Genomic DNA, 20,787 nt, shown 5'->3' on the forward strand with positions numbered 1-20,787 from the left:
TGCCACCTGAGACTAGTCCCGTCACACCCGCGGCCACCACAGGAAAACCCCGCCTGTGGACACGCGGCCGGCTTCGGGCGCCGCGCCGACCGGGCGGGGTTCCGCCCGGCGCGGTCAGCCGGCGGCGCGGTCAGCCGGCGGCGGGGGCCGGGCGCAGCGCGTCGAGGAGGAGGCGGGCGTAGTACGCGCCGATCTCCTGGGGACTCAGCGCACCCTCGGGGTGGTACCAGGTGCTGAGGTGGTGCACGCTGCCGAAGTAGAAGTCGACGACGATGTCGGCGGGGACCCGGTCGGTGAAGACGCCCTGCCCTTGGCCCTCGGTGACCAGCGACCGGAACAGCTCGTGGTAGCGGCGGCGCTCGTCGCGCACCTCGCGCTGCTTCTCCGGGCGCAGCATGTGCAGCGACCGGAAGGAGATCGTCGCGTCGTCGAGGTTCTCGATGGTGCTGACCACCACGTCGGCGGCGGCGCGCTCGACGCGCTCGGCCACCGGCAGCTCCCGGCGGGCGATATCGGCCAACCGCGACATCTGCAGGCGCAGCACCCGGGTGTAGATCTCGGCGAGCAGGTCGTCCTTGGAGTCGAAGTAGTGGTACATCGCCCCCTTGGTGACCTCGGCCGCGTCGACGATCTCCTGTACCGAGGTGCGGTCGAAGCCCTTCTCGGCGAACATGCGGGTCGCCACGGCGAGCAGCCGCCGCGGGACCGAGGACTCGGCGGAATCAGCGGGGGCCACGTCCGACGTCCCCGTACCCCCGTGGGTGCGAACGGCCACGGCACGACCTCTCTTACGACAGCGGAAACCTTGCTTGCGCTTGCGCCCGCGGTTCCCGCTGGGCCTGCGGGCGGGCTCCACCACACAATAGACGCCCCCGGGGCGGCGGCGCGGATCCGGACCCGGTACCGGCCGCGGCGGCGCGGTGCCGGGCCGGGCTCAGGCCCACCCGGCGTCGTGGGCGAGGATGGCCGCCTGCACCCGGTTTCCCATGCCGAGTTTGGCCAGGATGCTGCTGACGTGGGCTTTGACCGTCGCCTCGCGCATGCCGAGGCTGCGGCCCGCCTCGGCGTTGGACATGCCGCCGGCGACGGCGACGAGCACGTCGCGCTCGCGGTCGCTGAGCACCTGAAGCCTGCGGGCGGCCTCGGCGGCGGTGTCCGACGCCGAGACCGTGAAGCGCTCCAGCATGCGCTTGGTGATGCTGGGCGCCAGCATCGCGTTGCCCTCCTCGACGGTGCGCACCGCGCCGACGAGGTCGCGCGGCGGGGTGTCTTTGAGCAGGAATCCCACCGCTCCGGCGCGCAGCGCGCGGTGGACGTACTCGTCCAGGTCGAAGGTCGTCAGCAGCACCACCTTGGGCGGGCGCGGCAGCTGCGCCACGGACGCCGCGGCGGTCAGCCCGTCGGCCCCGGGCATGCGGATGTCCAGCAGGACCACGTCGGGTTCCAGGCGTGCGGCCAGCTCCACGCCCGCGTCGCCGTCTTCGGCCTCGCCGACGACGTCGACGTCCTCGGCGCTGTCGAGGATCATCCGCAGACCCGACCGCACGAGCTGCTCGTCGTCGACCAGGATCGTGCGGATCACTGCCCGGCCCCCCGCCCCTCGCCGAGCCCGTCCGGGGTCAGCGGCAGCACGGCGGTGACCCGCCACCCGCCGTCCAGCCGCGGCCCGGTGCGCAGGCTGCCTCCGGCCAGGTTGACCCGTTCGCGCAGTCCCGCCAGCCCGTACCCGCTACTGGGCGGAGGTGCGGCGGCCGCGGCGGGCGAGGGGGAGTTCTCCACGGTGATCTCCAGCGTGTCGGGGCGATGGTCCAGGTGCACCCGCACATCGGCGTCGGGCGCGTGCTTGGCCGCGTTGGTCAGCGCCTCCTGGACGATGCGGTAGGCGGTGCGTTCGGTCTGCGCCGACAACGTGACCGGGGTCCCGGTCGCGCTCTCCCGGACCGGCATCCCGGCCGAACGCCACTCGCCGACGAGCCGGAACAGGTCGGACAGCACCGGCTGGGGCGCGGTCGGCGCGCTCGACTCGGGGTTGTCGCGCAGCACACCGAGGATCTCACGCAACTCGGCCAGCGCGTCGCGGCCGGTGTTGCGGATCAGGGCGGCGCTCTCGGCGGTGCGCCCGTCGGGCGCGGAGACCTCCAGACCGCCCGCGTGCAGCACCATCAGACTGACCCGGTGGGCGACGACGTCGTGCATCTCCCGGGCGATGCGGGTGCGCTCGGCGGAGATCGCCTGGTCGGCCAGCAGGTGCTGCTCGCGCTCCAGGCGTTCGGCACGCTCGCGCAGGTTGGCGATGAGTACGCGGCGGGTGCCGATCCACAGGCCCACGGCCAGCGGCAGGCCGTAGAACATGATGAGCATGGTGGAGGCCGCCGGTGCGGTCATGGGTCCGCCGACCGTGTAGACGGCCAGGGTGCACAGCGTCAGCCATGCGGACCACAGGCCCAGCCGCCGCCGGTCGTCGTACCAGGCCGCGTAGGTGAACATGGCCAGGGCGGCCATACCGATGTCGCCGTAACACAGCAGCGTGACCGTCGCCGCCCCGAACATGAGCCGGGGCCGCGTGCGGCGGAAGAGCACGACGGTCGAGACCGCCGCGCCAAGCGTCAGCGCACCCCACCCGGCATGGAGGCCCAGGAAGACGCCCGCTGCGTCGCCGATCAGAGCGGCGACGGCGGACACCGCCATGGCGGGCAGGCCGAGCAGACCGTGCGGGTCGCCCACCAGCATGAGGGCGGTCCAGGGCAGGAAGGCCACGGCCAGCAGCCAATCGGCGATGCGGTGCCTGCGCGCCCACCAGCGGGCCCACCGCGGCTGCTGCCGCTGGGCGCTCGCACCCCCCGGTAGTGTCACCCCGTCCTGTGCCATGGTCGGCCAGTCTATGCCGCGCGAAGCCTCCGCACTCCGGGCGACCTGCGACACCGCCCTGCCCCGACGAAAGTCGGACCGGATGCGACCGCCCCGGTCAGCGCCGCCGCCCCGGCGCTTGCCGCCCCGGCGGCGGGCGGCACCGTCCCCGGACCGGTCCGACCGAAGTCGGTGCCGACCGGGATCGATGTGCGGGGGTCCGCGGCGGAAAGTCGCCCGTTCCCGCCGGTGCATCTGGGACCTGCGGTGGAGGGATCGCGGTCCGCGGCGGCTGTAGCGTCGTCGTGGGCGGCGCCGCGGAGGCTTTCCCGGCGCCGCGCCGCCATGCACAGCCCCCGAATCTGATCCGGAGAAGCACGACGTGAGCCAGAGCGCGGCCGAGACCGCCCCCGCATCCGACCCGACCGACGCCCCTCCCGTGGTCGACGCCCGCGACCTCGTCAAAGTCTACGGACGCGCCGACTCGGCGGTCCACGCCTTGGACGGCGTCAGCGTCTCCTTCGACCGCGGCGCGTTCACCGCGATCATGGGGCCTTCGGGCTCCGGCAAGTCCACCCTCATGCACTGCCTGGCCGGCCTCGACACCGTGACGTCGGGAACGGTGCACCTGGGCCGAACCGAGCTCACGCGGCTACGCGACAAGCAGCTCACGCTGCTGCGCCGCGACCGCATCGGGTTCATCTTCCAGTCGTTCAACCTGCTGCCGATGCTGACCGCCGAGCAGAACATCCTGCTTCCCGGCCGCATCGCCAAGCGCAAGCACGATCCGGCCCGATTCAAGCGCATCGTCGACGTCGTGGGGCTGGGCGACCGGCTCAGCCACCTGCCCTCGGCGCTGTCGGGCGGCCAGCAGCAGCGGGTCGCGGTGGCCCGGGCGCTGCTGGGCGATCCCGAGGTCGTCTACGCCGACGAGCCCACCGGCAACCTCGACTCCCGTTCCGGGGCGGAAGTGCTGGGCTTCCTGCGCGACTCCGCGCGCGATCTGGGCCAGACGGTCATCATGGTCACCCACGACCCGGTCGCCGCCGCCTACGCCGACCGGGTCGTGTTCCTGCGCGACGGGCGGCTGGTGGACGAGGTCCACGAACCCACCTCCGAGACCGTGCTCGACCACCTGGTGAAGTTGGAGTCCTGAGCCGCCATGCTGCGCACCACACTCGCCGGCCTGCGCCTGCACAAAGGCCGGCTCGTCACCACGGCACTCGCCGTCGCCCTGGGCGTCATGTTCGTCTCGGGCACCCTGGTGTTCTCCGACACGCTGCGGGAGAGCTTCGCCAGCCAGGTCATGGGATCGGCGGGGAAGATGGACGCCGTCGCCATGGCCGAGGAGCGCGGGCCGGAGGGCGAGATCGCCCGCGACGTGCTCGCCGAGGTCCGCGACCTGCCCGAGATCGACCGGGCCGCCGGGGTCACGCGAGCGGCCGCCCCGCTGCTGGACCCGGACGGGCGCGCGGTGGGCACCACTCCCACACTCGGGCTGTCGGTGGGCGAGGTCACCCGCTACTCGGCAGCCGAGGGGGACCTGCCCGAGGGTCCGGAGGAGGCGGCCCTGGCCACCACGACCGCCGACAACGCCGGCTACGAGGTCGGCGACACCGCGCAGGTGCTCGACGCCGACGGCGAAAAGCACTCCTTCACCGTCACCGGGCTGATCGACTTCGGGATCTCCGACGAGATCTCCTACCGCGGCGCCGTCGCCTTCGCTCCGGCCACGGCCGCGCAGATGACCGGCACCGACGGCCTCGCCGAGATCGACGCGATCGCCGCGGAGGGCGTCAGCGCCCAGGAGGCCGCCGATGCGGTCGAGGCGGTGGCGGGAGACCACGCCGAAGTGCTCACCGGGAAGAAGCTGGGCGAGCGCCTCGCTTCGGATGCGGGCACCCAGGCCGACGTCCTGGCCATGGGCCTGCTGCTGTTCGCGCTGATCTCGGTCGTCGTGGCGGCCATCGTCATCCACAACACCTTCGCCATCCTGGTGGCCCAGCGCCAGCGGGAGATGGCGCTGCTGCGCTGCGTCGGCGCCGTGCGCCGGCAGGTGTTCACCAGCGTGGTGGCCGAGGCGCTGGTCGTAGGCGTGCTCGCCTCCGCGGTGGGGGTACTGGCCGGAATCGGTCTGGGCGTCGCGGGCTATGCGGTGGGCTCCGATGCGATCGCCGCCGACGCGAGCGGCGCCACCGCGGTCGTCACTCCGCAAACGGTGCTGATCGGGCTGGCCGTGGGCACCGCGACGACCCTGTCCGCGGCGCTGATGCCGGCGCGCCGCGCCACCTTCGTGCCGCCGCTGGCGGCGCTGCGCACCAGCGACGTCGCCTCCGGGCTGGCCAAGAACTTCGGTGTCGTGCGCATCGCCGTCGGCACCCTCCTGCTGGCGGCCGCGGCGGGTACCGTCGCCCTGGCCCTGTCCATCGACGATTCCGACCAGGCGCTGATGCTGGTCGCCGGCGGCGGCGTGGTCGCGTTCGCCGGCGTCGTCGCCTGGAGCCCGCTGGTGGTGCGGGTGGCGGTGGCGGCGGTCGCGCCCCTGATGCGAGCGCTGGGCGTGTCCAGTGCGCTGGCCGCCGACAACGCGCGGCGCAACCCGAAGCGGGCCGCCACCGCCATGATCGCGCTGACGGTGGGCGCCACCCTGATCACCGGCTACGCGGTGGTCAACGCGTCGATGATGAGCACCACCGACGCCCGGCTCGACGAGCAGTTCCCGATGGACTACCGGATCCACGCCCAGATCGCCCTGGAGGAGGACTCCACGGGCGTCGATCCCGAGGTGGCCCGCGACCTGCGCGAGCAGCCCGAAATCGACACGGTGGTGGCCGAGCGCAGAAAGATCCGGGAGTCCCCGGACCACTTCGCCTACTTCACCACCTTCCTGGGCGCCGACGTGGCCGATGCCGTCGACGCCGAGGCAGCCTCCGGCGACCTCGCCGACGTCGGGCCGGGCACGGTCGCGGTGCACGACGAGTTCGCCTCGGAAGGCGTCGGCGACACGCTCCGGTTGGACACCGAGGACGGCGAGCGCTCCTACGAGGTGGCGGCCGTGGTCGACGAGGCGCAGACGGCCTGGAGCGTGATCATGGCGCCCGCGGACTTCGCCGAGGCCTTCCCCAGCGTCGGCACCGACAACTCCCTCAGGGTCACCGCCACCGACGGGGCCGACTCCGAGCGGCTGCACGACGCCGTCTACTCGGCCGTGGAGGGCCACCCCACACTGCAGGTGCAGTCGGTGGCCGACAGTCGCCGGCAGTACGAGGAGATGCTGAACACGGCCTTCCTGGCGATCGTGGCGATGCTGGGCCTGGCGGTGGTGATCGCGGTGTTCGGTATCGCCAACACGCTGGCGCTGTCGGTACTGGAACGCACCCGCGAGTCGGCGATGCTGCGGGCGCTGGGCCTGAAGCGCGCCCAACTGCGGGTGATGCTGGTGTGGGAGGCCGTGCTGCTGTGTGTGATCGGCGCTGCGGTGGGCGTCGGGCTGGGTGCGGTCTTCGGCTGGGCGTCGGTGGCGGTGATGTTCGACGACCCGCTGTTCTCGCTGCCTGTCGGCCAGATCGGCGCGTTCCTCGCAGCCGCGGTCGCGGCCGGCCTGCTGGCGTCGGTACTGCCGTCGCGGCAGGCGGCGCGCACCTCCATCACCGCGGCGATGGCCAGCGAGTAGGCGCGGGCGACAGGCCGGGGGCCGCGTGTGCAGCGCCCCGTAGTGCGGCGGGCGGGCCGAGCGGGCCCGCCCGCCGCCGGCGCAGCCGTGCGGCGGCGCGCGGGCCGGTACGGCGTGGACGGCTCAGTCGACCTGTCCGGTGGGGCGCATCCGCAGGTGGTTGATGTCCATGCCTTCCGGCTGCTCCACAGCGAACAGGATGCAGTCGGCGATCTGCCCGGCGGTCATGGTAGGGCGTGTCGGGGCGTCCCCCGCGGTTGTCCCAGAACGGGGTGTCGACCATCCCCGGGGCGACGAGGGTGACGCCGACTCCGTCGCCGGCGGCGAGGAGGCGGGTGTTCTCCGCCAGAGCGTGCACGGCCCATTTGGTCGCCGAATACAGGTTTCCGGGCGTGTTCTTCACCCCGGCGACCGAGCCGACGACGACGAGCCTGCCCCGGGTCTCTTTCAGGTGGGGCAGCACAGCCTGCGTGACGAGGGCCGGACCGAGGACGTTGGTCAGCACCATGGAGCGCATGTCCTCGGGCGGGTGGTCGGCGACCGTGCCCGGCAGGGAGAATCCGGCGTTGACGACGACGTTGTCCAGGCGTCCCCAGCCCGCCGGCGAACCCCTTCGCGGCGGCGGTGCGAGGTTCTAGAGTCGGGGTCATGGGAGATGCTGCGGCCGACGACGGCGGCGGGCCGGCCATCGTGTTCGCGGGCGGCGGAGCGGGGGCGGCCCTCGCCGCGATCGCACTGCTGCGCGCCACCACGTGGCTGCGCCTGGCCTACCGCATCGTGCTGATCGACGACTACGGGCGGTTCGCACGCGGGCGGCCCTACGGAGGCGCGGGCGACGACTGCCTGCTGGAGGTCCCCGTCAAGCACATGTCGGCACTGCCCGACCGGCCCTGCCACCTGTTGGAGTGGGCCCGCGCCCGCTCCTCCTCCCGGCGGCGGACGTCCGGCGCCGCACCGGCCCTCAGCACCACCGCGCCCGCATCGGCGGCCTGCGGGCCCGACACGCTGCTGCCGCGCCGCGTCTACGGCGACTACCTCGCCGAAACGCTGGCGGCGACGGCGGACTGGGCCTCCCCGTACGCATCACTGCACACCCGCACCGACCGGGTCGTGGGCGTCGGCGCCGACGACCGCGACGGCGGCGCGAAGGTACACCTGGCCTCGGGCGCGGGTGTGGCGGCCGCGGCGGCCGTCGTGGCCACGGGCGATCCCGCCGCAGCGGCACCTCCCCCGGTCGGAGGCGGGGCGCCGGAGGCGCAGGCCCCGGGCCTGTCGGTGTGCTCCTGCGGCGCCCTGACCACACCGCAGGGCGAAGCGGCCCGGCTGTTCGCGGTCGGGACGGTGCGCCGCGGCGCCGCGGACGCCACCGTTCCGCGCATCCGCGACCAGGCCGAGGCGATGGCGCAGCGCATCGCCGACACGGTGCTGCGCACTCCGCCGGGGCGGCGCTGAGCGGTGCGGGCCGCCGGTCGCGCGCGCCGGACCGGGCACAGCCCCGGGCGCGCCGGCTCAGCGGCGCCGGGCGCGGCGCTCGGCGGACTTGAGGCGGAAGGGGCGCAGGGCCGACTCCAACTGCACCGCCAGGTCCATCTTGCTGTCGCCTTCGCGGCGGTCCTCGAAGTGGATCGGGATCTCCACCATCTTCCGGCCGCGGCTGAAGGCCCGGTAGTGCATCTCGACCTGGAAGCTGTAGCCGCTGCTGCCGACGGTTTCCAAGTCCATGGCCTCCAGCGCCTCACGCCGCCAGATCTTGAAGCCGGCGGTGACGTCGCGGACGGGCATCGCCAGGATCGCCTTGACGTAGCTGTTGGCCCAGGTGCTCAGCAGCCGCCGGTGCGGGCTCCACTCCTGCGACAGGCTTCCCCCGGGCACGTAGCGGCTGCCGATGACCACGCCCGCGCCGGTGGAGAGCATGGTGCCCAGCAGTTGGGGGATGTAGCCCGGCGGGTGGCTGAGGTCGGCGTCCATCTGCACGACGAACTCGGCGCCGTCGTCGAGGGCGCGGGTCATTCCGGCGACGTAGGCGCGCCCCAGCCCTTCCTTGGCGGTGCGGTGCAGAACGGTCACACGACGGCGATCGGGCGTGTTGTAGTCGCCGGCGATCCCCTCGGCGATCTCGCCCGTGCCGTCGGGCGAACCGTCGTCGACGACGACCAGCCGCAGCTCGGGCAGCGGCGATTCGAGCAGCGCGCGCGCGAGCACCGGCAGGTTGTCCGCCTCGTTGTAGGTCGGCACGACGACGCTGACCGCCGACCGCGCCCACGGTTCGGGCAGGGTCACCGGGCTCGGCATCGGCACTCCAGACGGTCCGCGGAACTTCGTGCTCATGGGCAGCGTACGGGGATGCGGCCGCAGGCACCACCGGGCGGGCGCTGCGCCCCTATTCTCCCCGGTCGACCTCCAGCACCGCCACGTGCACCAGGGTCCCCATGTCCTCCAGAGTCATCAGGACCTCGGGGTCGGCGTGGTTGTCGGTGATCATGTGGGCGATGTGCTCGGGCGCCACGGTCTGGACCATGGTGTCGGCGCCGACCTTGGTGTGGTCGGCCAGCACCACGACCTCCTGGGCGCAGGCCACGAGCCCGCGGTCGACGCTGGCCACCGCGGGATTGGGGGTGCTCAGACCGCGCTCGGCGGTGACTCCGTTGCCCGAGACGAAGGCCAGGCGCACCCGCAGTCCCGACAGCGCCTGCTCGGCGGCGGTTCCCACCAGGGCCCGTATCGGGCCGCGCAGAGTGCCGCCGGTCATCACCACCTCCACGCCCGGAGCCGAGGCGAACACTTCGGCCACCAGCAGGGAGTTGGTGACCACCGTGAGGTTCTGGCGGCCTACGAGCTCGCGCGCCAGGGCCTCGGTGGTACTGCCCGGGCCCAGCACCACCGCGTCGTCGTCTTCGACGAGGCGGGCGGCGGCGGTCGCGATGGCGAGCTTCTCGGGCGCGGCCTGACCGCTCTTCTGGGTATAGCTCTGCTCGAAGCCGAGCCGCCCCGGCAGGGCGGCGCCGCCGCGCCGGCGGTCGATGAGGCCCTCGGCCTCCAAGGCCCGCACGTCGCGGCGCACGGTGACCTCCGAGGCGCGCACGCGCGAGGCGATCTCGCGCAGAGCCATGGCGCCGTTGGCCCGCACCAGCTCCAGGATTCTCTCGCGGCGCTCGGCCGCGAACGCCGGCCTGGTCTCGTCTGCCATGGGACTCTCCATCTCCGGTGCTGGCTGGGGGGCCGCGCTTACCGATGATAGAGCCGTCGGCGTCAGCTCATGTGCACTCCGTGGGTGTGGAACGACGCGTCGATGGTGGCGTCGTCGGCGGAGGCGTCGTCCTCCACCGAGGGGCCGCGGACGACGAAGACGGCGACGAAGACGGCGACCAGCAGGCCGAGCACGGCCAGCGTCGCGATACCGAACAGCGCCATGACGGACACGGGGCCTCCCATGCGAGCGGGCCGAGGCGCGCACCGCGGTTCAGGCACCGCCCGCGCCGCGGGGTCACCCCGTCGATTCCCGGTTCCGGGCGTTTCCATGCCTGCCCGGCGGGGCGGCTTGCCGCGCACGGCGGCCGGATGCGGCCGACGGAGCGGCCAGGTGTGCGTTCGGTGCGCGAACGAGACAGAATGGACGGGTGACTGCGCTGACGTGTCGGCTGTGGTGGGCCTCGCCGGACGACGCTTCCCCCGCGCTGCTCGGCCTGCTCGACCCCGGCGAGCGCGAGCGCCGCGAACGCTTCCGGGCCGCAGCCGACCGCGACCGCTACCTGGTCGCCCATGCGCTGGCCCGGCTGGCGCTGGCCCGTGCGGCCGGGTGCGAACCCGACCGGGTCTCCTTCACCCTGCGCTGCCGCTCCTGCGAGCACCGCCGGGATCGGCGCCCCGAACCGCACGGCAAGCCCCTCCCCGCCGGACCCGCCGCCGGCTGGGAGATCTCCATCAGCCACTCCGGCGACCGGGTGCTGCTCGCGCTGACCCACGGCACACCCGTGGGCGCCGACGTCGAGCAGATCGCGCCCGGCCGGGACACCGACGGCCTGGTCGACTACTGCCTGCGCCCGCGAGAGCGCGGCGACCTGGACCGGCTCCCCGAAGGGCGGCGCACCGAGGGCTTCTTCGGCTACTGGGCCCGCAAGGAGGCACTGCTCAAAGCCACCGGCGACGGCCTCTCCGGCGGGCTGGGGTCGGTAGGCGTCAGCGGCCCCTTCGAACCCGCGGCGGTGGTCGAATGGGACTCCGCCGACGCGCCCGTGCAGGTGCGGCTCACCGACCTCGACGCGGGTCCCGGCTACCGCGCCGCCCTGGCGGCGCTGTGCGCCGGACCGGTGAACGCGCAGGTGTGCGACACCGCCGAACTGCTGGGGACCCGCCGCACCGTCGGCTGAGCACCGCCCCCGACCGGTCGCACCGCCCGCACCCGGCGCGGTACGCCGCGGTCGGGCCCGCCCCGACGACGCGGCCTGCACCGCTGTCGCCTGGTCGGCTCCGCTCCCGGCGCGCCAAACCTGGCGCGTCGGCCACATTCGCGTGATCACCGGTCAGCGATGACTGCCTTGACCGCGGGGGACGCCCTTCTGAACCATGTAGGGCGTGCGCATCCGCGGCTTTCGCTCGGCTCATACCCCGGTCCCCTGCCCCCGCCCCCTCGGTTCCCGGTGAGCATGGCCGCCCACCACGGGATCGCCCGCGACGACGACCGGGCCGCGCTGCTGTGCGTCGTCGACACCGTGCACGGGACGCAGGTCGCCGATCCCTACCGCTGGCTGGAAGAACCCGAATCCCCCGCCACGCGCCGATGGCTGGCCGAGCGCGAACACGAGTTCGCCGCGGCCGTCCGGGGGTGGCCGCTGCGCGCGCCACTGGCCGAATGCATCCGCGACCTGGTGGCCACCGACCTGTGGACGCCGCCGCTGCACCGCGGCCGCCGCGTCTTCGCCACCCGCCGCCCCGCCGGGGGCGACCACCCCGCTGTCGTCGCCGTCACCGACGGCGACGACGACAGCGGCGACGGCCGCGAACACACGGTGTTCGACCCGCATACCTTCGATCCCACCGGCGCCACCACGCTGGACTCGTGGGAACCCTCCCCCGACGGCGAGCGGGTGGCCGTGCAGACCTCCACCGGGGGCACCGAACGCGGTGCGCTGCGTGTACTGTCGGTTCCCACCGGCTTGCCGGTCGAGGCGCCCGTCGAAGGCGTGCGCTACTCCGACGTCGCCTGGATCGGCCCCGACGCCTTCTACTACGTCCGCCGCGACGGCGGCGACGGCCGCCGCGGCGTGTGGCTGCACCGCGTCTCCCCCACCGGCCCCGAACCCGACGTTCTGGTGCGCGCCTGCACGGGGCGGCGCACGGTCCCCGGTGTACGGCTGCTGGGCCGGCGCTGGCTGGTGGTCACCGAGAGCCACGGCACCGGCCACCGCAACGACGTCTGGATCGCCGACCTGGCGCCCGGCGGCGCCTCCGGTACCGGCCGCTACGACGCCCCGGCCTGGCGCACCGTCCACGCGGGCGAAGAGATCGAGTCCCACCCCGACCTCGGCCCCGACGGCCTGCTGTACCTGCGCACCACACTGGGCGCCCCGCGGCGGCGCGTGTGCGCCGCCGACCCCCGCAGGCCCGGCACCGCCCATTGGCGCGAGGCGGTCGGCGAGGACCCCGGGGCGGTCCTGGACGGTTTCGCCGCGACGGGCAGCGCCGAGTTCCCCGAGCTGCTCGTGGCCCGCACCCGGCTGGGCATCAGCGAGCTCACCGCCCACGGCGCCGACGGCCGCCTCCTGCGCCGGATCGACCTGCCGGGCGAGGGCATGGCCACCCGCCTGGAGTCGGACGGCCGGGGCGGCGCCCACCTGTGCTACGCCGACGTCGCCACCCAGCAGTGCGTCCTGGCGCTGGACGCCGGCGGCACCCGGCCGCGCCCGTGGCCGCCGGGGTCGCAGCCGCACCCGCCCGTAACGGTCCGGCGCCGCACCCTGCACTGCCGCTCGGCCGACGGCACGCGCGTGCCCGTCACCCTGTTCCGGGCCGGCGGCGGCCCGGTCGGGGACGCCTCCTCCGCCGCCGTCCCCGACGACCCCGCGGAGCCGGGCCCGACCGTCCTGCACGCCTACGGCGGGTTCGGCCGGCCACGGCAGTTCGGGTTCAGCGCGACGGTACTGGCCTGGCTGCTGGCCGGCGGCCGCTACGCGGTGGCCCACGTCCGCGGCGGCGGCGACTTCGGGCAGGGATGGCACCTGCGCGGCGCCCGCCGCGACAAGCCCCGCTCGGTCGAGGACCTCACCGCCGCGGGCGATGCGCTCGTCGAGGCGGGCGTGTGCCGGCGCGAACAGCTGTGCCTGTCAGGCGGGTCCGCCGGCGGTCTGCTGGTCCTGGCCGCCGCGGCGCAGCGCCCGGACCTGTGCTCGGCCGTCATCGCCTCGGCTCCGCTGGCCGATATGGCGCGGTTCGAACGGCTGGGGCTGGGCCCCATGTGGATCCGCGAGTTCGGCACCGCCGCCGACCCCGAGGACTTCGCCGCGCTGATGTCCTACTCGCCCTACCACCGCGTCCTGGACGACGGCGCCCGCGCACGGCCCGCGGTGCTGCTGACCGGTTTCCACGGCGACACCCGCACCGACGCCGCGCACCCGCGCAAGATGTGCGCGGCGCTGCTGCACCACGGCGGCGGGACGCGCCCGGCGCTGCTTCGCTACGAGCACGACGTCGGCCACGGCCCCCGCGCGGTGACCAAAGCGATCGAGCTCGCGGCCGACGCCCACGCCTTCGCCGCCGCCGAGACCGGTCTCGCCTTCCCGCGGGAGCCGGCGGCCGCGCCGGAGGGCGCCCGGCTGCTGCGGCGGTGGGAGCAGGCGTGACCGCCGCAGAACCCCAGGCATGCGGCCGCCGCACCCGCGGCCGCACCCGCGCGCACCGCGCGGGTCCGGCGCCTCCCCCTCCCGGGGGTGGCGGTGCCCCGCCCCGCGCCCGCGTGCGCGGCCGGTAGGCACCGAACGGCACATCCGCGAACACGAGTCAGGAGACGCCATGGACCACGACGAGTTCGACATCGAGGTCGAGGAGCTGGGCGAGGTCACCTCGCGCGACACCACCGCCGGCGGCGACAACGACGGCACCGACTCCAGCTCCGACTTCATCTGACCGACGCCGCCGGAATGATCCACCCGTCACCGACCGGTCGCCGGAGGCGCGCCGCGCGCCTCCGGCGGCCCGCCGCCGCAACCGCCGCCGTGGAGGCCCCCGTCGTGACCGAACGCCTGTTCACCGAGACGCTGCCGGCCGCCGTGGGCGAGGACCTCCTCTCCACGCGGCTGTCCACCGACGTCGTCTTCGCCGATCTCGGCGCCGAGACGGTCCGCCCGCTGCTGACCTTCGACGCGCTCAACGACATCCTGTCCCGCTGCGCGCTGGAGCCCCCGCGCCTGCGGCTGCACCGCGAAGGCGCACCGGTGCCGCCTGCGCGCTACACCGACGCGGGCACCGGTTCGGGGGCCGACCGTTCGGTGATCCGGCCCGACGGCCTCTACCGCGAGCTGCGCGGGGGCGCGAGCCTGGTGCTGGACGCCGTCGACCGGCTGCACGCCCCCGTACAGGAGGCCACCGACGACCTGATGCGGCTCGTACGCGAACGGGCGCAGGTGAACCTGTACCTGATCTGGGGCGACTCGCACGGCTTCGACACCCATTGGGACGACCACGACACCTTCGTCGTCCAGGTCGAGGGGACCAAGTCCTGGAAGGTCCACGGCCCCGGGAGCCGCCCGCACCCGATGAAGGTCGACTCCGACCACGGCCACACGCCGCCCGAGGGCACCGTGTGGGAGGGCGTCCTCTCGCCGGGCCACGTCCTGCACGTGCCGCGCGGGTGGTGGCACACGGTCGCGGGCACCGGCGACGTCAGCATGCACCTGACGTTCGGTTTCACCCGCGCTACGGGCATCGATTGGGCGCGTTCGCTCCTGGAGCGCCTTTACGACGTAGATTTCTTTCGGACCGATCTGCCGCGGTTCGGTTCAGCCGAGGAGCGGCGCAAGCACCGGCACGAACTGGTCCGCCGGCTCGCCGACGCGGCCGAGCAGCACGACCTCGACGGCTTCCTGGACGAGCACGACTCCCGCTTCCCCCGGCGGCAGTCCTTCGCCCTGCCCTGGGCGGTCGACGGCACCGCACCGCAGGCCGGCACGCAGGTGGAGTTCGTGCCGATCCTGCCTCCACCCCTGCAGCGCGAGGACGGCCGGGTCGCGGTCACGGTCTCGGGCAAGCGCTACCGGCTGCCCGCGGCCGCCGAGCCGGTCCTGGCCGAGCTCGCCCGCAAACCGCACACGACGGCCGGCGAACTGGCCGACGACTCCGGCACCCCGCTGGAGACCACGGCGGCGGTCCTGCAGGCGCTGGTGCGCCACCAGCTGGTCCTGCTGCGGTGATGCCGGGTGGGGCCGCGGTCGCGGCGCCGCGGTCGCGGCCCCACCCGCCGGACGCCCCCGCCCGCGGCGCCGCCCGTCTCCGGCGCCGAACCGTCGCCCGGCCGGCACCCCCGCCGTGGCGAAGCCCCGCGATAGGCGATGCCGCGGGGTAAGCGCTTTCCGCACGTTCGCACGCGCCCTGCCCCCGATCCGAGCAGGACGGGCGCGCCGACCGGACCGCGGGGCGGCGGAGCACCGGTCAGGCACACGGCTGGAATACGGGTTTCCCGGATACCGTCGGCGCCGCGGGACGGTGCCGCGGGCCGCAGGGCCTTGGCCCGTCGGCGGGCCCGACTGCCGGTCGCTCGCAGGGTGGCCGGCAGCACCGGGGATCGGCGCCGCTCGGGGGCGGCACCGGAAAGGGAAAACCTGTCACCCCGAATCCGCAGAGATCGCCCGACCACCCCTCTTTACCTGGAAAGCGCTTGCCGGAACAATTCGAGAGGCCCGCCACGCACGGACAACGGGCCTGCACCAAGAGTTCTCCCGGCACCGCACCGGTGCTGCGGCCGGCCCGGGACGGGCCCCTGCGAACGATAGGACGGACCGCCGATGCCGGAAAACCCTTCCCACCTGGGGAGCTTCCACGACTGGGTGGAGCTGGCCCGCAGCAGCCACGGGCTGTTCGGCTCCGGCGGCAGCGGACCCGACCCCGCGCGGCTGCGTGCGGTGCTGGGGCTGCTCGCCCCGCCCGAGGACGTGTACCTGCGCGAGGGCCGCACATGGCGCCGCGACGGCGTCGACGGCCGGGAGGTGTCGTGGTGGCCCGGCTTCGGCCCGCGCACGCGCGCCTGGGTCCTGAGGCCGGCCGGCGCGACGGAACCGCTGCCGGGCCTCCTCACGCTGCACTGCGACGCCGGTGTCAAGCACCTCGGACGCGAGCGGCTCGCCGACGGCCCCGACGGCCCGGCACCCGCCTCGGCCCGGCTGCGTACCGACCTCTACGCCGGCCGGGCCGTCGCCGACGATCTGGCGCGGCAGGGCTTCACCGTGCTGTGCCACGACGCCTTCTCCTGGGGCAGCCGGGGCTTCGAGGCCGCGGCCATGCCCGAGCGGGTACTGCGCGACGCCGAAGCCGAACTCGCCGCCCGCCCCGGCCCTCCCCCCGGCGCGGCGGAGCGCTACGACGCCGCCGCCCGCCACCACGAGCACACCCTCGCCAAGTACTGCACGCTGCTGGGCACCTCGTTTGCGGGAATGGTGGTGCGCGAGGACATCCTGGCGCTGGACCACCTGGCCGCCCGGCCCGACGTGCGCACCGACGCGATCGGCTGTGTGGGCCTGTCGGGCGGCGGGTGGCGGGCGACGCTGCTGCACGCGCTCGACGCCCGGATCCGCGCCGGGGCGGTGGCCGCCATGATGTCGACCTTCGCCCAGTTGCCGGCGCGGCACGTCGACCCGCACACGTGGATGCTGCTGCCGCCGGGACTGAGCCGCGAATGCGACTGGCCCGAGCTGGCTGCCGCCCGCGCCCCCGCGCCGCTGCTGGTGCAGTACGCCGAGCAGGACCACCTGTTCACCCCCGAAGGGATGCGCGGCGCCGACGCCGTGCTGCGGGCCCGCTACACCGCGGCCCGCCACCCGTCCGGCTACCGGGGGAGCTTCCACCCCGGCGGGCACGCCTTCTCGGAGCCGATGCAGCGAGAGGCGGCGGAGTGGCTGCGCGAGCATCTCGGTTGACTTCCGCTCCCCGGCATGGAGACCGGGGATTCCTACGGCGGTCGGCCGACCGTCGCGGCGGGTTCCCGCTTCGTCGCGCTGCGCCGGACCGGAGCCCGGTCGTACCTGCGCTCCCCCTACTGTGCGAGCTCCGCAAGCTCCGCATATTCGCCTCCCCTACTGTGCGAGCTCCGCAAGCTCCGCATATTCGCCTCCCCTACTGTGCGAGCTCCGCAAGCTCCGCATATTCGCACAGCGGGGGCCCAGCGGGGGCCCACAGGCCGGCACCGCCGGTCCGGCGGCCGTCGGGGCACTCGTTGCCCTGTGATCACCTATTAGGGTAGCCTCATCTAAAGAGCGGGGCGATGCCCCGTCGCGCATCCCGGTCGGCATCCGGTCCGCGTAGCACGCACCGAAGCCGCACTCTCCGACGCGGTGCAGAAAGGTTGACTGAGGCAGAATGGCCCCTGCGCAGACCCCGCTACAGGCGGTGATCGACGCCTGCGGGCCGCTGAAGTTCGCGCCGCTGCCCGACGTGCGCACCGCCTCGGTGCGATCCTTCCGCGAGCACCCGGCCGCCGAGCACTGGTACCGCACCGACCTCATGGTCGCCGAGGGGGCGGTGGGTCCGCTGTTCGACCGGCTCACCACCCGGCACGGACCCGCCCACAAGCTGCCGGGCGCCACCAGCTTCATGCGCTCGCTCCTGCGCGAGCCCGTCTTCCTGGTCTCGGCGGGCATCTACCTGACCGGGCGCGCGGCATTGCTGGACGAGCGCCGCCTGTGGTTCCCGTGGCTGTCCACCGCGGAGTTCGGCGCACCCACCGTCACCAGCGCCCGCATGGCGGTACTGCCCGACGACCCGGCGGCCGGCCACCCCGACGCGGTCGTGGTGGCCGACGAGGACGCCCTCAACGCCGTCGCCGCCCGCCACCTGGTGGGTGCGTTCTCCCCGATCATCGACGCCCTGCACCAGCACACGCGCATCGGCCTGCGCACACTGTGGGGCTGGGTGCTCGACACCCAGCACTTCTACATGCTGAACCCGGCGCGCTTCCTCGGCTGCGACGCCGAGGCCGCATGGCACCGCGCCGGCGCCCTGGGCGAAGCGCTGATCGAGGCGGGCGCGGTCACCCGGGCGCGTCCGCGGCTGTTCCCCTTCTACGAGGACCACCCGCGCGGCACCTGGGCCGTGCGGGGCACGTGCTGCTTCGACTACAAGGGCGACCCCGAGCACGGCTTCTGCACCACCTGCCCCCTCAAATGCGACGGCGACCGCCGCGCCGAGCTGCAGGAGTGGATCCGCAACCCGGCTCTGGCGCCGTAGGGGCAGCAGGCGGGCGACCGGGCGGACCCACACGCCGCGCGCATCGGCCCCGTGTCCGCGTCCTCGCGGGGCCTGGCCGCGTAGTGCCCGGACGGTTCCTCCACCCCCGCCGGGGCGACCGCCGCGCCGATCCCGGATCCGCCCGCCGTGCGCACCGGAAACCTAGCGGGCGCTCCACCCGTCCAGGCGCACGACCGCGGGTTTGCGGCCGGAGGTGAAGTCGCTCAGGCGCAGGGCGGCGGGGCGGCTGCCCGGCGGGACGTCGAAGACCAGACCGCCGCGGACCCGGGCGCCCGGGGCGAGGCCGCCGAACAGTTCGTCGGGGTTGCCCGCGCGCAGGCCGGCGGTGTTGTCGGGGCGGTGCCGGGCGCCGTCGGCGTCGACGAGGCGCTGGTCGGCGTCGGTGAAGAACGCGGGCTCGTCGGCGACGTTGCGCACGGTGACGCGGGCGACCACGAAGCTGCCCTGGGCCCGCTCGCCCTGGACCGCGCCGCCGACGTGGTCCAGTCCGGTGTGCACGCCGGTGACGGTGAATTCGAAGGCGCCCGAGGAGACGGGATCGCCGACGCGGCCCCAGGAGCCGTCGTCGGGCGGCCGTTCGGGCTGGGCGCTGGGAGCGGGCATGCGGGCCGCCACACCGCCGATGGTGGACGGACCGCCGCCGGCCAGAGCGGCGGCGGCCGCGCCGCCGATCAGGGCCGCCGCGCCGAGAGCGGCCGCGATTCTCGGCCACCTCCGCCGCCGGGGAACCGGTTCCGCCGCGGAGGCGCCGGGGCCGCCCCCGGCGGGCTCGGCGGCCGCATCCGGGGTGGTGCCTGCGTCACCACCGGAGTCGTGGTGCGGCACATGCGCGGTGTCCGACCGCGCGGACTCGTCCGCCGGCCCGCACACCCCGTCCCCGGGCTCGGCCGCGATGGCGCCGGCATGCTGCGGGTCGGCGCCGTCGGCGCCGGTTCTCGCTGCCGCCTCACGGTCATCCACGCCGACTCCTTCGCGGGGTGCCACACACGACGCACGGACGGTAACGCCCGTTGGGCACACTACTGTCCGGACGCCGGAGGAACACGCAGGTGACGGGGCGTTTCACTAACCTCGGACATCACTGTGCGTCACGTGCGCGCACGTCGGCGCGGGCGGGGCCGTGCGGCTCCGGTGATCGCGCGGGCTCCGCCCGGCGCCGCCGGGAACCAGCCCGGACTCGGCCCGAAGCGCCACGTGCGGCGGGTTCCGGCGGGCTGCGGAGCTCACGAGCGGCGGCTCCGAAACGGCGCCGCCGGAAGCCGCCATCACCGCTGCGGGCGTGCGCACACGCGCTCCGGTCCGTGCGCGGACGGGCCGCGGCGGATACGCGGAACGCGCCGAGCACGGGGGGCGAGCGCGGATCCGGCGCCGCTCCCCCCGCTGCGCGCAGCGGACCGCCGCGGGAACCTCCGCCGCGGCCCGCTCGCTCCGGAGCGGCTAGCCGGTACCGCCCAGCCATCGGGCGACGGCACGGCGGGGTTCCTCTCGGGTTACGACCCCGAAGTGCGACGCGCCGTCGACGATGCGCACCTCGGCCGATGTGTGCTCGTCGAGAAGCGGCCTGTAGGCGTCGGCCCGGAAGCTCTCGTCGTCGGCGCCGGCCACGACGAGCGTCGCGTCCGCCAGGGCCGCTAGGTCCTTTTCATAATCATCGCGCGGGTGCATCGACGTCTGCAGGTCATAGCTGTAGGACAGCGTCTCTGTTCCGTCGCGCATTTCCGCGGGCATATTGAACGATATGACGTCCCGGTCGTTGAATGCCGTGATTCCTACAGTGTTCATCATCTGCAGCCCCGCGATGCGCGGGACATTGACGTTGCTCCACCCGGAGTCTGCGCGATAGGTGGGGGACTCGTGGTGAATATAGGGCGCCAGGAGAACATAGCCGTCCACGGCTGCGTTGCCGCTTCCACCGGCGAATCGGATCGCGGTTCCGCCGCCGCTGGAATGGCCGCCGAGGAATACGTCGCCGTACTCGGGCCCGATCTCGCGGATGAAATCGGAGACATCGTCTTCGAGCTGGCCGACGTAGTCGACATCGCCGCGGTTCTCCGCCTGCGGTCCGTGGCCCCGCAGATCCGGCGTGTAGACGGTGGCGGCGTCCTGGTCGGCGACGGTGCGGGCCAGCGGCGCGAGGTAGGCGCTGTGGTAGCCGGAACCGTGCAGCAGCACCAGCGCGTCGTCGGAGTCGGACGGGTAGGTGCGGTACGGCAGATCCGTTCCGTCGCGCGCCGTGTACGAACGCAGTCCGGGAGGGCCGGCCGCCGGCTCCGATGCGAGGTCGCCGAAGGCGAGGGTGCCGGAATCGCCGTCGGGGGGATCCGTCCCGCTGAACACCACGATCCCCGTGACGACGAGACAGAACGCTATCGCCGAAGCGGATACGGAAACTCCGGATATGAGTATCGACTTTTTCATTTGCCCGGCATCGTATGCGCGCCGCACGGCGCCGGTCAACGCGCCGCCGAATTGCTGCGGGGAATCCCCGGCCCGCGGCGGCCCCGGATCCTCCGAACCGGAACACCGCCGCCACTCGCGGTGACCGCGCGATCGGCGGAATTCCGGAGAGCGATCATCCGCTCCCGTGACGCCAGCGCAGGAATCCGTGCTCACGTTCCACGCGGCGCATCTCGGCGTAGAGGGCGTCGGCGTCGACGCCCGAGACCACGGCGCCGCCCCGGGGGACGGGCCAGCGCGCATACGCCCAGAAGCGGCGGGTGTAGGAGCCCCACAGCACGAGCCACACTCCCTGCTTCTGCCACTCGATGTGGGCTGCGGCCTCGTGCCGGTCGTCGTCTTCGCCGTCGTCCATAGCGAGG

Annotated in this window: 17 protein-coding genes and 1 pseudogene; 8 read left to right on the forward strand and 10 right to left on the reverse strand. The window is 74.1% G+C overall.

The window, feature by feature from the left end:
• Nucleotides 1-130: 130 nt before the first annotated feature.
• The 3 genes from HNR25_RS24275 to HNR25_RS24285 all read right to left on the reverse strand — a co-directional run bounded on the left by HNR25_RS24275 (nucleotide 131) and on the right by HNR25_RS24285 (nucleotide 2,868).
• Nucleotides 131-775 (reverse strand): TetR/AcrR family transcriptional regulator, encoded by a 645-nt coding sequence (locus HNR25_RS24275; RefSeq protein WP_376767563.1) that lies wholly within the window; start codon nucleotides 773-775, stop codon nucleotides 131-133.
• A 159-nt stretch (nucleotides 776-934) separates the two neighbouring features.
• Nucleotides 935-1,582: a response regulator gene (locus HNR25_RS24280; RefSeq protein WP_184640233.1), complete on the reverse strand. Its 648-nt coding sequence runs from the start codon at nucleotides 1,580-1,582 to the stop codon at nucleotides 935-937.
• Nucleotides 1,579-2,868: a sensor histidine kinase gene (locus HNR25_RS24285; protein WP_184640235.1), complete on the reverse strand. Its 1,290-nt coding sequence runs from the start codon at nucleotides 2,866-2,868 to the stop codon at nucleotides 1,579-1,581. The genes HNR25_RS24280 and HNR25_RS24285 overlap by 4 nt, the downstream gene beginning before the upstream one ends.
• A gap of 361 nt (nucleotides 2,869-3,229) precedes the next feature.
• On the opposite strand from HNR25_RS24285, the gene HNR25_RS24290 reads away from it, so the two are divergent.
• Entirely contained in the window at nucleotides 3,230-4,003 is a 774-nt protein-coding gene (locus HNR25_RS24290) for an ABC transporter ATP-binding protein (protein ID WP_184640237.1), read from the forward strand.
• Nucleotides 4,004-4,009: 6 nt separating this feature from the next.
• Nucleotides 4,010-6,520, forward strand: a complete 2,511-nt coding sequence (locus HNR25_RS24295) for an ABC transporter permease (protein WP_184640239.1) — start codon at nucleotides 4,010-4,012, stop codon at nucleotides 6,518-6,520.
• 253 nt (nucleotides 6,521-6,773) lie between these two features.
• Here the strand turns inward: HNR25_RS24295 and HNR25_RS27185 are convergent.
• Nucleotides 6,774-7,106 (reverse strand): annotated as a pseudogene (locus HNR25_RS27185) (SDR family oxidoreductase); the annotation flags it as partial.
• A gap of 62 nt (nucleotides 7,107-7,168) precedes the next feature.
• Between HNR25_RS27185 and HNR25_RS24305 the strand changes: the two are divergent.
• Nucleotides 7,169-7,972 carry an FAD/NAD(P)-binding protein gene (locus HNR25_RS24305; RefSeq protein WP_184640241.1) on the forward strand — a complete coding sequence of 268 codons (804 nt, stop codon included), beginning with the start codon at nucleotides 7,169-7,171 and terminating at the stop codon, nucleotides 7,970-7,972.
• A gap of 57 nt (nucleotides 7,973-8,029) precedes the next feature.
• Here HNR25_RS24305 and HNR25_RS24310 read toward each other — a convergent pair whose 3' ends face one another.
• From HNR25_RS24310 to HNR25_RS24320, 3 genes are all read right to left on the reverse strand, one after another.
• Nucleotides 8,030-8,812 carry a polyprenol monophosphomannose synthase gene (locus HNR25_RS24310; RefSeq protein WP_184640590.1) on the reverse strand — a complete coding sequence of 261 codons (783 nt, stop codon included), beginning with the start codon at nucleotides 8,810-8,812 and terminating at the stop codon, nucleotides 8,030-8,032.
• Between the two features lie 88 nt (nucleotides 8,813-8,900).
• Nucleotides 8,901-9,707, reverse strand: a complete 807-nt coding sequence (locus tag HNR25_RS24315; protein ID WP_184640243.1) for a DeoR/GlpR family DNA-binding transcription regulator — start codon at nucleotides 9,705-9,707, stop codon at nucleotides 8,901-8,903.
• Nucleotides 9,708-9,769: 62 nt separating this feature from the next.
• Entirely contained in the window at nucleotides 9,770-9,940 is a 171-nt protein-coding gene (locus HNR25_RS24320; RefSeq protein ID WP_184640245.1) for a hypothetical protein, read from the reverse strand.
• Nucleotides 9,941-10,137: 197 nt separating this feature from the next.
• On the opposite strand from HNR25_RS24320, the gene HNR25_RS24325 reads away from it, so the two are divergent.
• From HNR25_RS24325 to HNR25_RS24345, 5 genes are all read left to right on the forward strand, one after another.
• On the forward strand, nucleotides 10,138-10,887 hold the full coding sequence (locus tag HNR25_RS24325; RefSeq protein WP_312862768.1) for a 4'-phosphopantetheinyl transferase family protein: 750 nt from the start codon (nucleotides 10,138-10,140) through the stop codon (nucleotides 10,885-10,887).
• Nucleotides 10,888-11,163: 276 nt separating this feature from the next.
• Nucleotides 11,164-13,356 (forward strand): prolyl oligopeptidase family serine peptidase, encoded by a 2,193-nt coding sequence (locus HNR25_RS24330; protein WP_184640247.1) that lies wholly within the window; start codon nucleotides 11,164-11,166, stop codon nucleotides 13,354-13,356.
• Between the two features lie 387 nt (nucleotides 13,357-13,743).
• Nucleotides 13,744-14,922 (forward strand): JmjC domain-containing protein, encoded by a 1,179-nt coding sequence (locus HNR25_RS24335; protein WP_184640249.1) that lies wholly within the window; start codon nucleotides 13,744-13,746, stop codon nucleotides 14,920-14,922.
• A gap of 591 nt (nucleotides 14,923-15,513) precedes the next feature.
• Nucleotides 15,514-16,641, forward strand: coding sequence for a dienelactone hydrolase family protein (locus HNR25_RS24340; protein ID WP_184640251.1), 1,128 nt, complete (start codon nucleotides 15,514-15,516; stop codon nucleotides 16,639-16,641).
• A gap of 439 nt (nucleotides 16,642-17,080) precedes the next feature.
• Nucleotides 17,081-17,947, forward strand: coding sequence for a (2Fe-2S)-binding protein (locus tag HNR25_RS24345; protein WP_184640253.1), 867 nt, complete (start codon nucleotides 17,081-17,083; stop codon nucleotides 17,945-17,947).
• A 162-nt stretch (nucleotides 17,948-18,109) separates the two neighbouring features.
• On the opposite strand, the gene HNR25_RS26975 is transcribed toward HNR25_RS24345, so the two are convergent.
• From HNR25_RS26975 to HNR25_RS24360, 3 genes are all read right to left on the reverse strand, one after another.
• Nucleotides 18,110-18,928, reverse strand: a complete 819-nt coding sequence (locus tag HNR25_RS26975) for a DUF4352 domain-containing protein (protein ID WP_184640255.1) — start codon at nucleotides 18,926-18,928, stop codon at nucleotides 18,110-18,112.
• A 477-nt stretch (nucleotides 18,929-19,405) separates the two neighbouring features.
• On the reverse strand, nucleotides 19,406-20,581 hold the full coding sequence (locus tag HNR25_RS24355) for an alpha/beta hydrolase (protein ID WP_184640257.1): 1,176 nt from the start codon (nucleotides 20,579-20,581) through the stop codon (nucleotides 19,406-19,408).
• On the reverse strand, nucleotides 20,541-20,780 hold the full coding sequence (locus HNR25_RS24360; RefSeq protein ID WP_184640259.1) for a hypothetical protein: 240 nt from the start codon (nucleotides 20,778-20,780) through the stop codon (nucleotides 20,541-20,543). The genes HNR25_RS24355 and HNR25_RS24360 overlap by 41 nt, the downstream gene beginning before the upstream one ends.
• Nucleotides 20,781-20,787 lie beyond the last annotated feature (7 nt).

The sequence above is a fragment of the Streptomonospora salina genome, assembly GCF_014204715.1.
Taxonomy (GTDB): domain Bacteria; phylum Actinomycetota; class Actinomycetes; order Streptosporangiales; family Streptosporangiaceae; genus Streptomonospora; species Streptomonospora salina.

Excerpts from the sequence above, each read along its gene's own strand:
- HNR25_RS24330 (WP_184640247.1), top strand. The coding sequence starts at position 11,164 with ATGGCCGCCCACCACGGGATCGCCCGCGACGACGACCGGGCCGCGCTG.
- HNR25_RS24295 (WP_184640239.1), top strand. The coding sequence starts at position 4,010 with ATGCTGCGCACCACACTCGCCGGCCTGCGCCTGCACAAAGGCCGGCTC.
- HNR25_RS24340 (WP_184640251.1), top strand. The coding sequence starts at position 15,514 with ATGCCGGAAAACCCTTCCCACCTGGGGAGCTTCCACGACTGGGTGGAG.
- HNR25_RS24285 (WP_184640235.1), bottom strand. The coding sequence starts at position 2,868 with ATGGCACAGGACGGGGTGACACTACCGGGGGGTGCGAGCGCCCAGCGG.
- HNR25_RS24315 (WP_184640243.1), bottom strand. The coding sequence starts at position 9,707 with ATGGCAGACGAGACCAGGCCGGCGTTCGCGGCCGAGCGCCGCGAGAGA.
- HNR25_RS24360 (WP_184640259.1), bottom strand. The coding sequence starts at position 20,780 with ATGGACGACGGCGAAGACGACGACCGGCACGAGGCCGCAGCCCACATC.
- HNR25_RS24345 (WP_184640253.1), top strand. The coding sequence starts at position 17,081 with ATGGCCCCTGCGCAGACCCCGCTACAGGCGGTGATCGACGCCTGCGGG.
- HNR25_RS24310 (WP_184640590.1), bottom strand. The coding sequence starts at position 8,812 with ATGCCGAGCCCGGTGACCCTGCCCGAACCGTGGGCGCGGTCGGCGGTC.
- HNR25_RS24305 (WP_184640241.1), top strand. The coding sequence starts at position 7,169 with ATGGGAGATGCTGCGGCCGACGACGGCGGCGGGCCGGCCATCGTGTTC.